This is a genomic window from Polyangiaceae bacterium (assembly GCA_020633235.1).
GTDB lineage: Bacteria > Myxococcota_A > Polyangia > Polyangiales > Polyangiaceae > JACKEA01.
In genome coordinates this window covers 1,112,688-1,127,126 of the sequence record JACKEA010000002.1, presented here as the reverse complement: position 1 = coordinate 1,127,126, position 14,439 = coordinate 1,112,688, and the positions used below count along the sequence as shown (strand labels likewise).

General features: G+C 66.9%; 11 protein-coding genes and 1 pseudogene. 2 read left to right on the top strand and 10 right to left on the bottom strand.

Features of this window, described 5'->3' with window-relative positions:
* Positions 1-8 precede the first annotated feature (8 nt).
* Entirely contained in the window at positions 9-749 is a 741-nt protein-coding gene (locus H6717_15510; GenBank protein ID MCB9578431.1) for a CBS domain-containing protein, read from the top strand.
* A gap of 45 nt (positions 750-794) precedes the next feature.
* Here the strand turns inward: H6717_15510 and H6717_15505 are convergent, their stop codons facing one another.
* The 8 genes from H6717_15505 to H6717_15470 form a co-directional block, all read right to left on the bottom strand.
* Positions 795-1,196 (bottom strand): redoxin domain-containing protein, encoded by a 402-nt coding sequence (locus H6717_15505; GenBank protein MCB9578430.1) that lies wholly within the window; start codon positions 1,194-1,196, stop codon positions 795-797.
* 158 nt (positions 1,197-1,354) lie between these two features.
* Positions 1,355-2,260, bottom strand: coding sequence for a PhnD/SsuA/transferrin family substrate-binding protein (locus H6717_15500; protein MCB9578429.1), 906 nt, complete (start codon positions 2,258-2,260; stop codon positions 1,355-1,357).
* Positions 2,257-3,780, bottom strand: coding sequence for an amidase (locus tag H6717_15495; protein ID MCB9578428.1), 1,524 nt, complete (start codon positions 3,778-3,780; stop codon positions 2,257-2,259). The genes H6717_15500 and H6717_15495 overlap by 4 nt, the downstream gene beginning before the upstream one ends.
* Positions 3,781-3,843: 63 nt before the next feature.
* Positions 3,844-5,286, bottom strand: a complete 1,443-nt coding sequence (locus H6717_15490) for a TolC family protein (protein ID MCB9578427.1) — start codon at positions 5,284-5,286, stop codon at positions 3,844-3,846.
* A gap of 11 nt (positions 5,287-5,297) precedes the next feature.
* The gene (locus tag H6717_15485) at positions 5,298-5,921 is read right to left on the bottom strand and encodes a TetR/AcrR family transcriptional regulator (protein ID MCB9578426.1); all 624 of its coding nucleotides are present in this window, start codon (positions 5,919-5,921) and stop codon (positions 5,298-5,300) included.
* Positions 5,921-7,048 carry an ABC transporter permease gene (locus H6717_15480; protein MCB9578425.1) on the bottom strand — a complete coding sequence of 376 codons (1,128 nt, stop codon included), beginning with the start codon at positions 7,046-7,048 and terminating at the stop codon, positions 5,921-5,923. Before H6717_15480 ends, H6717_15485 begins: the two co-directional genes overlap by 1 nt.
* Entirely contained in the window at positions 7,045-7,992 is a 948-nt protein-coding gene (locus tag H6717_15475; protein ID MCB9578424.1) for an ABC transporter ATP-binding protein, read from the bottom strand. The genes H6717_15480 and H6717_15475 overlap by 4 nt, the downstream gene beginning before the upstream one ends.
* Complete coding sequence (locus H6717_15470) at positions 7,989-8,954, bottom strand: HlyD family efflux transporter periplasmic adaptor subunit (GenBank protein MCB9578423.1); 966 nt, start codon at positions 8,952-8,954, stop codon at positions 7,989-7,991. The genes H6717_15475 and H6717_15470 overlap by 4 nt, the downstream gene beginning before the upstream one ends.
* A 1,652-nt stretch (positions 8,955-10,606) precedes the next feature.
* Between H6717_15470 and H6717_15465 the strand changes: the two are divergent.
* Positions 10,607-11,818, top strand: a pseudogene (locus tag H6717_15465) (DNA topoisomerase IV subunit A).
* On the opposite strand, the gene H6717_15460 reads toward H6717_15465, so the two are convergent.
* Both H6717_15460 and H6717_15455 read right to left on the bottom strand, forming a co-directional pair.
* On the bottom strand, positions 11,819-13,255 hold the full coding sequence (locus H6717_15460) for a hypothetical protein (protein MCB9578422.1): 1,437 nt from the start codon (positions 13,253-13,255) through the stop codon (positions 11,819-11,821). It lies immediately after the preceding pseudogene.
* Between the two features lie 9 nt (positions 13,256-13,264).
* Positions 13,265-14,431, bottom strand: coding sequence for a hypothetical protein (locus H6717_15455; protein ID MCB9578421.1), 1,167 nt, complete (start codon positions 14,429-14,431; stop codon positions 13,265-13,267).
* Positions 14,432-14,439 lie beyond the last annotated feature (8 nt).

Here is a 14,439-nt window from a genome sequence, read left to right as displayed (position 1 = left end):
GAGTCGTCATGGCGAAGAGCGTTCACGAGATCATGAACCGCGAGCTGTTCAGCCTGCGGATGGATGACGACGCGGCCGATGCCCTGGGTTACATCTTGGCCCTGGGCATCACTGCCGCTCCCATCCTGGACGACCAGCAGCATCCGGTCGGCGTGGTTTCGTTTCGTGATCTCCTGCCGCACCGTGCAGGCGCCAAAGTCTCGGAACGCATGACGTCACCGGCGATCACCGTCACGGAGCACACCAGCATCGAGCAAGCGGCGACGTTGGTCGCGGAGCGCGGCGTGCACCGCGTGGTGGTGGTCGACGAACACGGCGCCGCCGTGGGAGTCGCCTCCACCATCGATCTCATCGCCGGGTTGCTCGGGCTGCCCGCGAAGCACCCGGACACCTTCCCGCACTACGACCGGAGTCGCGGTATCACCTGGACCGACGACACGTTGCTGGACATGGATCGGGTGAGCGCGGCGCCGGATGGCCCCGGGGTGTTGGTGCTGGTGGCCGGAGGCAAGCACAAGCCGGAGCGTCCGGTGTGGTGCGAGGCCTCCACCAACGTGCGCACGCGGCTCTTCGATCTGCTCTCGCGCCCGCAGGACGAGAACGCGGAGCTCGCTCGCGTCATGGAGCTGTACCACGGCGGCATTCGCTTCCGTGCCAGCGCCATTGCCTCGGCGGACGCGCGCAGCCGAGTGGCCGAGAGCGTGATGTCGGAGGTCCGGGCACTGCCGGCCCCGGCGGGCGCGGACTGAGAGCGGGCAATCGACGGGGATCGCGCCGCACCAACATCAACACGTTCAGGAAGCTGATTTTGTTGGTGCGGCGCGGACCACGTCCAGGAGCGACTCCACGGACGGCCGATCCGCCGGCCCTTTGCCGACGTGATGGATGCGCACGATCCCGTCGGGGTCGATCAGCACGTCACCACCCCGCTGGTTCACGTCTTCGTCGCTCTCTTTGAGCTTCTGGCCACGCCACATTTCCCGCGCGTACGCCAGCCAAGTGCTCGGCCCCCACACGTCCCAGAAGCTCGCCTTCAGCATGTCGTAGGCCTGGTACAGCGCGCGCTCCGGATCTTCGAGCAGGGGCCACACGAGGCCCGTCTCCTCCACGTAGGCGCGAGCCATGAAGTCGTTGGAGAAGGTGACGACGCACACGTCGACCCCGAGGGTCTCGAGCTCCGATTCCTGCTGTCGCAACTGCGACAGATGCCCTCGGCAGGGCAGTCAACCGAGGTGGCGGTGGAACACCAGGAGCAACCAACGACCCTGGAATTCTGCGAGGGTGTGGACGTTGCCGTTCGCGTCTTTGAGCTCGAAGGGGACGGCGGGCTCGTTGGTCTTCTTCATGGTGGATCTCAGGGGGCGAGGTCGCCGGGGCGGCGTTGGTTTTCGTTCGCGAGCAGCCACCCCCTGGGAACCAAGTCTTGAACGCTCTTTCCTGCGGCGTCGATCACGGCGTAGGCAGCGTCGTAGTCGGCATCCGTCGTCTTGGAGAACCCCGTGATGTCGGCGATGCTCGAGAGGGCGGCCTGGCCTGGCGGCGTGTTTGCCACGCGCTCGAGGGCGCGGGTCACGCGATCCCTGAGCGCGCTGGGCAGGCTCTTGCGGAAGAACACCGGCTCGTTGGGGATGCGCTCGGTGTGAGCGACGACTAGAAGCTTCGGGTCGTCGTGGGTGGCGCCTTCGTAGACGGCGGCAGCAGAAACCTTGCCGGAACGGAGCGCCGCCAAAGCTGCGGCGTGGCTGCCCGTGAACACCGGCGTGACCTTCACGCCGGCGTCGGCCAGGGCCTTGGCAGCGAGCACGTAGCCCGTGGTGGAGTAGTGATCCACGTAGGCGATCTTCTTGCCGGAGAGCCCTTCGAGCTCTCGAACGTCCGACGCGCGGGGCACCACGATCTCGCCGCGATGGCTGAGGACCTCGTGGCCGCGGGCGACGCGTAGGGCGGCTTGAACGCCGTATTGGCGCCGAGCAAAGAGGTATTCGAACAGCGTGAGCAGACCGGCGTCCGTGTTCGGGCTCCCGGCCATGCGCACCGCGTCTTCGCTGCTCGGGGCTACCCTCAGTTCCAGCGACAGGCCGGCTTGTCGAGCCAGAAGCCGTTCGAGCTTCTCGACGCTGGCGGGGTTCTGTCCGTGGCTGGGCGACAGCACCAGCACGAAGGGGTCGCTCTTTTCACCCACCTGCTTCCGGCGGCAGCTGGTGGTGGCGAAGGCGGTCGTTGCCGCGGCTGCCAGGAATCGACGACGGGTCCAGGTCACGGTTCGATCTCCCGCTCCACGGCGAGCATGGCGGCCAGCACCACGTGCTCGGCGTACGGTCTGCCCACCACCTGAACGCCGAGAGGCAGCCCGGCGCTACCGCGCTCGATGCGGGCGGCGACCCTGTCGAAGCGATCGGCGAGGATGGCGCGCTCGGTTTCGTCCGGCCGGACGCTGTCGACCGGAACCACCCCCGCAGGGAGGTTGAGCACGTTGTAGCGAGCGGTGTAGGCGGTGCCGATGGAGAAATCAGCGGCGGTGCCGTGGGGTACGGCCGGAGTCGGGAACGCCGGACACACCACGGCGTCCAGGCGCGCCGCGCGCCAGGCTTGCGCTTCCGCCTGGCGTAGGGCTTCTACCTTTGCCGCCAGCGAAAACAACTCGTCCACTGTCTTCTCTCCCAGGGCGGAGAGCAGATCCGAGAGGCGGTACTCGCCGGCGAGGCGCAGCGTCTGCACCAGGAGCTTGCGAACCGGCTCGGGCAACCTGGCCGTTCGCCGCAGGTTCGCCAGAGGCGGGATGGTGGGCTCGTCACCGAGCTTACGGGCCAGGGCCTTGCCACCGTCGCTGCTCAGCACCGAGAAAAAGGTCAGGATGACGTCGCGCGCGGCCGGGGGCGTGTACTCCACGACGTCGGCACCGGCGCGAGACAAAGCCTCTGCCGCCCTGCGGACTGCGCGGCGAACGCTGGCCGACGGCGTGAAGAAGCCGTCGTCCTCGTAGAATCCGATGCGAAGCTTGCCCACGTCCACGTTGCTCGGGTCCGGGGACGCGAGGGGCGGGACCCGGGGGTCGAGGGCGGCGTGATCGAGCGGCGAGATGGCGTTCCAATAGAAGACGAGATCCGACACGCTGCGCGCCAAGGGGCCGAGCTGCGAGCGCACCACCTCCTGGCCGGGCAGCGCGCCGTGGCTGCCAACGTTGGACCAGCGAAAGATCGTGGGCTTGAGACCGGTCACACCGCAGAACGCCGCGGGAACACGGATGGAGCCGCCGATGTCCGTGCCCAGGCCCAGCACGCTCATGTGGCTCGCGAGGGCCGCAGCTTCTCCGCCGCTGGAGCCACCGGGCGCGCGGCTCACGTCGTGCGGGTTGTTGGTGGTCCCCCACACGTTGTTCACGGTCTCGAAGGCCAATAGCGTCTGAGGCACGTTGGTCTTGCCCACGACGATGGCGCCAGCGCGCCGGAGCAAGTCCACTGCGACGGCGTCGTCCTCGCACGGGGGCACGACGGCACGCCGCAGGCCGAGCGTGACGTCCGTACCGCGGGTGGCGATGTTCTCCTTCACCGTGACGGGCAAGCCGAACAGCGGCCCGGGCGGCTCACCCTTCCGACGCGCGTGATCCAGAGCTTCCGCTTGGCGGAGCGCCTCTCCGTCGAAGCGATGCACGAAGGCGTGGAGCTCGCGATCTCGACGATCGATGTGGTCGAAGTACGCCGTGACGACCTCCACCGCCGACACCTCTCCGCGGGTCAGGCGGCGTGCGAGCTCGACGGCGGAAAGGTCGACCAACGTCACGGTCGGCACATAGCAAAGGCGGGGCCGGGGGTCAGCCGTTTGTGGCGGTTGACACGACGAACGTCATCTGCCCACCGCGTGCAGGAGCTTCACGCGCGCCACGTGAAAATCCACCCGCGCGTTGACCAAATCCAGGCGCGCCCGGATCAACGCGCTCTCGGCATCCGTCAGCTCGACGCTGGTGGCGCGCCCGTAGCGATACTGCTCGGCGCGAACGCGGTACGCCTCTTCCGCCGCGGCCAGGCCCCGCTCCGCCGTGCGGATCCCGATCTCGGCTTCCCGCAGCCCGCGGTAGGCGCCGAAGACCTCGCTGCGGAGAGCGTCGCGCAGACCCGCCTGTTGGGCGTGAACTTCGGCGCGCTTGGCCTCGAGGGCCGCGGCAGCGGCGCTGGTGGTGGCGGTGTCGTTCGGGGTCCAGCTGAGCTGCAGCCCGAGATCCCAAGATGCCTTCCACTCCTCGCTCTGCGGCACGTAGCGTGAGTTCGGATTCTGGTAGTAGGCGTTGCCAAAGGCGTCCAGGCGCGGGTAGCCGGCGCCGCGCGTCGCCTTCTTCTGCTCCGCGAGAGCGCGGGAGGTGATGGACAGCGCACGCAGCTCGGGCCGATTGGCATTCGCCTCGGAGAGCAGCGTGGCGAGATCGCCGGAAGGGCGCGCGGGCAGCGGTCCCAGGAGGTCTTCGCCGATGGCGTAGCGTTTGGCGCTGCCGTCGTGCATCGCGGTGCGCAGTCGATCTTCCGACACCAACGTGAAGGTCTTCGACTTCTCCAAAAGCAGCTCCGCCCGAGCGCGCTGTGCCTGTGCGTTCATGACGTCCGCCAAGGACGCGCGGTCCGCGTCGCGCAGCGCCTGGGCGGCCTTCACGTGCTCCTCAGTCTGCTCCAGCCCCTGCAGCGTCACCACCTGCTGGAGCTTGGCGCGCACCCAGTCGTAGTACAGGAGCTGACCATTGGTGCGCGCGTTGTCCCGGGCCGCCTGGGCGTTGAGCTCGGCGGCCTTTCGGGAGTGGCTCGCGGAAGCGTGGTTCTGCGCCGTGCGCAGCAGGTAGTCGCTCACCGGGACGGTGAGATTCGCCTGCAGCGAGTATTGGTTCAAAATCACCGGGAAAGAGAGCGCCGACCCCGGCACGCCGACCAACGGCGCACCGGGTGGCAGCGGTCCTTCGCCAGCGGGAGTGACGACCAGATTGGCGTTGTCCGGTCCCAGGCTGGGGGCGTCGATGGGCGACAGTCGCACGTAGCGTGCGGAGAGCGTGAGGCGCGGAGCGAACGCGATGAGGGCCTTGTCCACGTCCGCTGCGGCCGCGATCACCGCTGCGTTCTTGGCGCGAACGTCGGCGCTGCTCTTTTCCGCGCGGCGGCCCGCATCCTCCGCCGTCAGGCCCCCGCTCTGGGCCAGCTCCGCGCGCAGGCGCTTCTCGAAGGTCGAGACCTTGGGCTCTTGCGCCGCGGCCTGTTGCGCGATTGTGGCGGCGACCAGCAGCGCGGACAGGAAAAACGAACGGGACATGGGTTTCTCCTTCAAGAGGACTCGGGTTTGCGTTGCGTGCCGACGCCGTGCAGCAGGACGTGAGCGAGCTCGTGGGGGAGCTCTTGGCCGTCGGGGACTCCAGGAACGGGGAAGCTGCCCCCGGCGATGCGCCGAACGAGCTGAGGCGCGAGTCCAACCGCCATCACGCTCATGATCACGACGCCGGGATAGCGGGTCGGAGCGATGCTCCCCTCCGCCATGCCGTCCGCCACGGTCTGTGCCAGCAGCGCGAGATGGCCGCGCTTGAAGCGTTCGATGAGCGCTCCCAGACGATCCGTCGAGAGCAGGGCCTCGCGGATGACCAGCTTGAACGTATCGAGCTCCGCCTGGGACAGATTTCCTGCGCGTTGGTAGAGGCGCTCGATGCGCTTCTCGAAGGGCGCGTCCGGTTTCAGCACCGTGGCCAGATCCTCGAGTAGCTTCCCGTAGTGTTCCTCCACCACGGCCAGGAACAGCTCGTCCTTGGTCGGGAAGTAGTAGTAGATCATGCCGATACTGGTGTGCGCCGCCCGCGCGATCTTCCGCAGCGATGCACCTTCCACGCCGTCAGCCAGAAACTGGGTGCGGGCGGCCTCGAGGACTCGGGGGCGAATGTCGCTTCTGGGACGAGGCATCAGGTGAGCTTCTTGGTGAAGCGAATGGAGGCGAGCGTGATCAGCGCCACGAGGATCGCGGTCATCCACACGAGCTCCATCCGGAGGTCCGAGAACTGCGCTCCCCGCAGCGTCACGCCACGAACGATGCGCAAGAAATGGGTGAGGGGCAGGGCCTGAGACAGCCACTGAGCGGGCTTGGGCATTGCCTCGAAGGGGAACATGAAGCCGCTCAGCAGGATGTTCGGCAGCATGAAGAAGAACGACATCTGCATGGCCTGCTGCTGGGTCTTGGCAAGCGTGGAGAAGAACAGGCCCAGCGCCAGGTTCGCGGAGATGAACACGAACGCCAGTAGGTACAGGAGGCCAAGGGAGCCGATCAGCGGAACGTCGAACACCAGCTTGCCGGCCAGCAGGATGAGCGTCATCTGCAGGTAGCCGATGGCGATGTAGGGAAGAATTTTCCCTACGACCAGCTCCACACGCTTTACCGGGGAGACGATCAGCTGCTCCAAGGTCCCGCGTTCGCGTTCTCGGGCGATGGCCATGGCGGTGAGCATCACCATGGTCATGGTCAGGATCACGCCTACGAGGCCGGGCACGATGAACACCGCGGTCCGGAGGTCGGGGTTGTACCAAGTGTTGGGTTCGATGCGCAGCGGCTCGGCGACGGCACCGGCGCCGTTGCTCCGCAGCCGAGCGACCATCAGCTGAGCCGAGCGTGCCGCGACCAAGGACGAGGCAGTGTTCGTGGCGCTCGCAACGACCTGTGGGTCCGAACCGTCGACCACGAGCTGAACCGTGGTGGTGCGCCCGCTCACGATGTCGGAGTTGAACTTCGCCGGGATCACCAAGGCAACGCGGGCGCGGCCGGAGCGGAGAGCCGCTTCGATTTCGTCGTAGCTGTCGACCTGACCGGCGACGTCGTAGAAGCCCGTAGCGGTCAGGCTCTGGACCAAGTCCCGCGAGCGGGCGCTCTGGTCTTGGTCGTACACCGCGAGCTGCATGTGGCGCACGTCGGTATTGATCGCGTATCCGAACAGCAAGAGCTGCATCACCGGGAGCATCACCATCATGGCGAGGGTGAGCCGATCCCTTCGCAGCTGTAGCAGCTCCTTGCGAGCGATGACCCATGGGCGGAGGTTCATGCCGCGCTCCGAACGCCATCCTGCTCGTGGCGCACCATGCTCACGAAGGCGTCTTCCACCGTCACGCGGGCCGGGCGGATTTCCTCCAGGGATATCTCGGAGTCTGCCAACGCCCTTCGCACCAGCGCTTCCGGATCCGTCGTGCCCTTGACGGCGACGCGGAGCAGGTGACCATAGTGAGCGACCTCGTCCACCGCCGAGAGAGCCCGGAGCACGTCCGCCGCGTCCGTGGCGCGCTCCACGGACAGCTCCACCACTCGGAGATGGCGGCGCTCCACCACCTGCTCCGGCGTGCCCACGTCCAGCACCGAGCCGCGAAAGATGAACGCCAAGCGGTGGCAGCGTTCGGCTTCGTCCATGTAGTGCGTGGTCAGGAGCACCGTCGTGCCCGAGGCCGCGATGCGATGGATCTGCTCCCAGAACTCCCGGCGGCTCACCGGATCGACGCCCGCCGTGGGCTCGTCCAGGAACAGCAGCGGCGGCTCGTGGATGGTGGCGCTCGCCAGCGCCACTCGTTGCTTCCAGCCGCCCGAGAGCGTGCCGGCGAGCTGTCGACGCCGCTCGGCCAGGCCCGTGCTCTCGAGCACTTCTTCGATGCGTCCCCGCCGCCGGCGCAGGCTCACGCCGTAGATGCCGGCATAGAAGGCGAGGTTCTCCTGGACCGTCAGGTCCTCGTACAGCGAGAAGCGCTGGGTCATGTAGCCGATGCGCTCCTTGATGCGCTCGGCCTCCTTGGCGACGTCGAAGCCCACCACGGTGCCGCGACCGCCGCTGGGATCCAAGATGCCGCACAGCATCCGGATGGTGGTGCTCTTGCCGGCGCCGTTTGGGCCCAGTACGCCGAAGATCTCCCCGCGTCGGACCTCCAGGTTCAGATCGTGAACGGCCACGAGATTGCCGAAGCGCTTCTCGAGGTGTTCCGTGACGATGATCGACTCGGTCATGGCGAGCGCTCGATGCTCGCGAAGGCCGGAAGACCGGCGTGGAGCACGCGATGCGAGTCGTCGATGCGGATGCGCACGCGGACCACGAGGTTGTGACGCTCGCGCTCGCTGAACAGGTAGCGCGGCGTGAACTCCGTCTTCTCGCTGACGTGCTCGACCGTGCCGCGCAACGGCGCTTGCAGGCTGTCCACGCGGATGGTCGCCGGGGCGTTGACCTTCACGCCGCCGATGTCGTCGATGGGCACGAACACGTCCGCGTAGGGATGCGTGACGTCGCCGACGGTCAGAACGGGAGCTCCGGCCCCGACCACCTCGCCGGGATCCGCGTGCACGTCGAGGACGACGCCGCCCACGGGAGACTGCAAGCTGCTACGCGTGAGGCGTTCGTCCTCGAGCTTCACGGCGTGCTGCGCCGCGTTCGCCCGCGCCTCGGCGCTCTGGATCTCCTGCTTGCGGGCTCCTCGCGAGAGCGCCTTCACCCGCTGCTCGAGGGCTTCGCGCTCGGCGACTGCGGCATCGAGCTGGCTCTTCAGTGTGTCCACCGCGGAAGCGGTGCTCACGCCGCGGGACTCGAGCGAGCGCTCACGCGAGAGGTTCTTTCGCAGCAACTTCTCACGCGCTTCGGCACCCCGCACCTGAGCTCGGGCCGCGCGAATGTCTTCGGAGCGGGAGCCGGCCTTGAGCAACGAAACCTGGGACTTGCTGGCATCGGCGTCCGCCGCGCGAACCTCTCGTGCCACTTTCTCCAAGCTGTCGTCGAGCTCGGCGACCACCTGGCCCTGCTTCACCTCGTCACCCCGGGCGACCCGCATCGCATCCAGCCGACCGCCCATTTCGAACGCCAGGATCCGCTCGTCGAGCTCCACCACCCCCTGGAAGGACTCGCGCTCTGCTGCTTGGCCCTGCCCACAGCCGGCGACCAGCAGGAGGGCGGCGGCTGCCCTACATGCATTCTTTATCATGCGACTGATAATAATCTGCTTCGAGTGGGGCGCAAGCCCCCACTTGACCCTCGGCCCGGGCCTCGCATGCTGGCCGTCAGCCCGGGCTGGAAATGCGTACGAAGACCCCTCGACCCCGTCCTACCGCCGTCCAGCTCGCGGCCCGCCAGCGAGAGATCTCGGTTTCCGAGTTCTTCTTGAAAAACCGGCACCTACTGGGTTTCGACTCACCGGCCAAGGCCCTGCTCACCGCGGTGAAGGAGGGGGTCGACAACGCCTTGGACGCCTGCGAGGAAGCGGGCGTCCTGCCCGAGATCCGGGTCGAAATCGGTGTCGTTCGCTCCGGCGTGTACCGGGTTTCGGTGGAGGACAATGGTCCGGGCATCGTTCCGGACCAGATCGGCAGGATCTTCGGCAAGCTCCTGTACGGCTCGAAGTTCCACAAGCTGTCGCAATCCCGTGGCCAGCAGGGGATGGGCATCGCCGCGGCGGGCATGTACGCGCAGCTCACGACCGGGAAGCCGGCACGGATCGTCACTCGCACCGGTTCGCGCCGCCGCGCTTCGCAGGTGTTGGTGAGCATCGACACGAATCGCAATCGACCGGAGCTGCATGGCAAAAAGACGGTGGACTGGCGTGTGCCGCACGGAACGCGCGTGGAGCTCACGATGGAGGCGCAGCACCGGAGCGGCGCGCACTCGGTGGAGATGTATCTGAAGCTCACCGCCATCGCTAACCCCCACGTCACCTTGCACTACGTGGATCCCGACGAGAACGTGGTCACCTTCGAGCGCTCGTCCTCTCGGCTTCCTGCGCTGCCCGTCGAGATCAAGCCGCACCCCCACGGCGTGGAGCTCGGTCGCCTGATCGCGATGTTGCGGAACACCGAGCACAAGAGCTTGGGCAAGTTCCTCAAGGAGGAGTTCTCGCGGGTGGGTACCAAAACCGCTTCGGAGATCATCGAGCGCGCGGACCGGGGGCTCACGACGCGATCCTATTCGCGTCGCGTCGCCAAGAAGCAGGCGGGAGCGCTGTATCGAGCCATCCAGAAGACGAAGATCAGCGCGCCGACGTCGGACTGCGTGGTGCCCATCGGTGAGGAGCTGATGCTTCAGGGGCTCCGCAAGGAGGTGGAGGCGGAGCTCTACCTTGCGGTGTGTCGCCCCCCGGCCGTGTACCGCGGAAATCCTTTCGTGGTGGAGGTGGGGCTGGCTTACGGACGCCCGGGCGGTGGGCACGAGCTCGACGACTCCGGGCGCATCGTCAAGCTCCAGTCCCCCCGCGCCGGAGTCGAGGATCTGCTGTCTCACGCCGGTGAACCCGTCACGCTGCTCCGCTTCGCCAACCGCGTGCCGCTCTTGTTCCAACAAGGTGCCTGCGTGATGACCAAGGCGGTGGTGGACACCAACTGGCGGAGCTACGGCCTGAACCAGCCCAAGGGCTCCCTGCCTCAAGCCGCCATGGTGCTGATGCTGCACGTGGCGTCCGTATGGGTTCCCTTCACCTCCGAGTCCAAGGAGGCGGTGGCGGCGTATCCGGAGATCGAGCGCGAGATGTCTCTGGCGCTCCGGGAGTGCGGGCGCCGTCTCAGAACCCACGTCAAGAAGCAGCAGCGATTGGCTCGGGAGCTCGAGCGCCGGACTCATATCGAACGCTACCTGCCCCACGTGGGAATGGCGTTGCAGGAGATCCTCGACATCGACGACGTCCGGCGTGACGCCCTGGTCGAACGCCTGGATGAAACCCTCCACCACCAACGCAAGGTGTGATCCGTGGCACGAGAGAAGAAGGACCCGGGAGTCGAGCTCATCGAGCGCACCGCCAAGCGGGTATTGGAGCGAGCGGAGCACGGAGGTCTACCGGTCTTGGAGGTGCCGTCGCGCTCGCTCTCCAACGTGCGCTACGACCCGGACGTCGGCTTCTTCCAGATCGGTGACAAGCGCAAGAAGCGCACGCTGCGCGTCAACACCGCGCGAACCTTCGCTCAGACGCTGCGGCTCATGGCGCTGTCCAAGCGCATGATCGAAACCGACGACTTCGCGACCAAGCGCGAGGCGTACTACGTCAGCAAGAACTGGGGGGATTGCCGCTTCGGCGAGCAGACCGAGTCCGACGCCGTGATGGACGACGTGGAGGCGCTGGCGTCCCGGGAGGGCGTCTTCCGCGAGCAGCTCCGCTTCTACCCGGAGGAGCACGGCGGGTCCGTCGCGGGAAATCTGCTGATCCGCGAGCGCGATCCGGAGACCGGCGGCACCCTGACGGTGGACTGCTCGAGCCTCGGGAGCGGCGGGTACTCCGTGCCGCGTTCGGTGGAGCATCTGGAGCTCCGAACGAGCGCGAAGTTCGTGTTGGCCATCGAGACCGGCGGCATGTTCCAGCGCCTTGCGGGCCACCGCTTCTGGCGCAAGCACGACTGCATCCTGATCGAGCTGGCCGGCGTGCCGAGCCGCGCTACTCGCCGCTTCGTCCGCCGCCTGAGCGAAGAGAATGGCGTGCCGGTGTACTGCTTCGTGGACTGCGACCCCTACGGGATGGCGAACATCTACCGGACCCTGAAGGTGGGATCGGGCAACTCGGCCCACGTGAATCGATTCTTCGCGGTGCCCAAGGCTCGCTTTCTGGGGGTCACGCCGCAGGACATCCTCGACTTCGGCCTGGAAGACGCCACGCACCCGTTGCAGGCGGTGGACGTGAAGCGCGCGCAAGACGCCCTGTCGAACGATCCGTTCTTTCGAGCTCACCCCGAGTGGGTCGCGGCCTTCGAGCAAATGCTGGCGATGGGTGTGCGTGCGGAGCAGCAGGCGCTGGCAAAGTGGGGGCTGAACTACGTCATCGACGAGTACTTGCCCAAGAAGCTCGAGCGCGCGGCGGAGTTCTTGCCGTAGCTATTGCAGCGCGGGGTGCAGGGCGATGAGCCCCGCGATCTTCGTCAGATCGGGATCCGTGGCGGTCTGGGCGGCATCTTCGGCGCTGCTCCGGGCGGCCGCCAAGCGCACCGGATCCAGCGTCTTCAACGCTTCGGCGTACTGATACACGACCATCACCTTCTGGAGCGCGGTGTGGTCGGCGCTCTCGAGCTCCGCGAGGGACTTCTGGAGCGCTACGGTCTTGCGCTCGCCATCGGCCATGGAGGTGGCGCTCAGCGACACGTCCACCACGCTCGCGGCGTCCACCACGGTGGCGTCGCACGCGGCGATCTTGAAGGGGAACACCATGGTCTCCCCCGCCGCCAGGCTCTGGGGCTGGGCCTGATCGGTGCTCACGGTCTGTTCCGACTCCGGCGACACGATGCTGAAGTACCAGGGCAGCGTGAGGTTCAGCCGCACGTCGGTGTAGGCCGCGCGAAACAGCCCATCGACGCGGTCGCCGATCACGCGGGAGGCGTCTTCCGCATCGCCCACCCAGCTGTAGCTGCCATGGCCGTAGCGGGCGGCGGAGCGAAGCTCGCGCGTCGCGTCGGGGCTGCCGATACCGACCGTGTGGAGCAGCACCGCGGCGCTGGCTCGTTCACTGATGAAGGCGGTGTCCAAGCTCGTCGGGTCGCCGCTTCCGGGGCCGAGGAGAAAGACACGCCGAGTGGCATCTTCCGGTCCGGACGTGAAGGCCATGTCATAGGCTCGGGTCAGGCCCTCGTTCAGATCGCCGCCGGTGCTCAGCGAGAGGGCTCCAATATCGGTTGCGGGCTCGACGGAGGGGTCCGTCGTCAGCACGGCGAGGCTCTGGACCTTGGGTGACAGCGCGTCGAGCACCAGCTTCGCTCGCGCCGTCATGGTGTCGTCCCACTCCTTGGACGTGTCGAGCAGCGCGACGGCCACCAGCGGGGGCAGCGGTTCCGTCGAAGGAGCTGCGTGGACCATCGCCGCCAGCTCGAAAAAGCCCGGTACCAAGGAAGGGCGCAAGTCCACGCTCACGCTGAGCGGTTCGACCGTTGCGGGCAACGCGGGCGGGTAGAGATTCAGAAAGTCCTGAGTACGGACGGACAGCGGGCTCGGCGAGCGTCCGTCCGTGAGGCTCGCGCGCGCGCCAGTGGCGGACGCGGAGTCGTCGGAGTCGCTCACCACGGCGTCCACTACGCGCGCCACGGTGTCCAGGCCATCGCACGCGCCAGTGCTCAGCGGCTGACCGCGGTCCGGCTCTCCGTCGCTCTGGTCCATCGGCTGTCGGTCCGACTCCTCCGTAGCGTTGAACGCGCCGCCCCCGCCTCCGCCCGCCCCTCCGCCGACGGGCACACCGCCGCCGCCCGCGCCGGAGGCATCGTAGCTACCGCTGCTTTGGCTACAGCCCAGGAGCACGAGGCCGAAGATGACAAGAGTGGACTTCATCGCATCACCTCACTGGCACGCGCACTCACTCAGGTTCAGGGCGGACGCCACGCACAGCTCGTCCCACCCGAGGCAACAGCAGAATTCGTCGGATGCGCACACGGCGGCTGCGCACGGGTCGTTGTTCACGTCCAAGGGGCCACCCACGGAGCAGGCATCGTGACCCGTGTCCACCGGCTTGCAGCTCGGCGCGCAGGCGAAGCCGATGCACTTTCCACTGCAGCATTCGTCGTCCGTCGTGCAGGCGCCGTCGTGGCAATCGCAAGTGCCGTCGGGTTTGCACGTCTTGCTGCAGCACTGGCCGTCTTTGTCGCACTGGCTACCCGCATTGCCGCACTGAATGCCGCACGTGTGGCGAGTCGGGTCGCACACGAGCCCATCACAACACGCGATTTGAGAGCCCGGAGCGCAAGGTACATCCAGGGTCAGGCAGCTCGTGGGGGTGCAGTAGCTCTTCGTGCCGGAGGGCAGACACTGTACGTCCAAGGAGCCATCGCTGCAGCACGGTTGGATGTTGTCACAGGCCGCCCCCAATGGCGTGCATCCCTGGCCCATACAGATGCCGTTGTCGCAGTATTTGTTGCAGCAATCACCGTCCGCGCCGCAAGGGAAGCCGTCGTCTGCGCAGATCTCGGCGCATATGAACTGGTCGTTGCACACGCCCGAGCAGCACTCGGAGTTGTTTGTACAAGGTGCTTCCAGCTCCAAGCACGCCACGCCGCCGCAGTAGCCCTTCGCGCAGTCCTGATCGCAGCAGTCGTCATTCGTGTCGCATTTGACACCCTTGCTGCCGCAGCACTTGCCATCCTTGCAGTCGGCTTTCCCCTTCACGAATCCGCAGCAGTCCTCTTTCTGAATGCAATCCTCGGCATTGCCTTGACACAACGGACTCAGGTCCAAGCAGCGCCGCGCGTTCGAGCACTGGTTCAAGCACGCTAGATCCGAAAACTGCGCGAGCCACAAGGCCCGCGCGCCGGCATCTGCTTGGTCCAGGCTCACGTCCACGTGGGAGCGACAGCCCTCCAGCGGATCGCTGTAACAGCGGTCCAAGAGCCCGCACAGCGCGTCCGACGATTTCTCGTAGTCGTCGACGCCCAAGAGACCCGAGCAACCCAAGAATGCCGGGAGCGAAAGCAAGAAGAGAGTGAGGAGCCGCCCTAGGGTGTTCCGCCGCACTCTGAGAG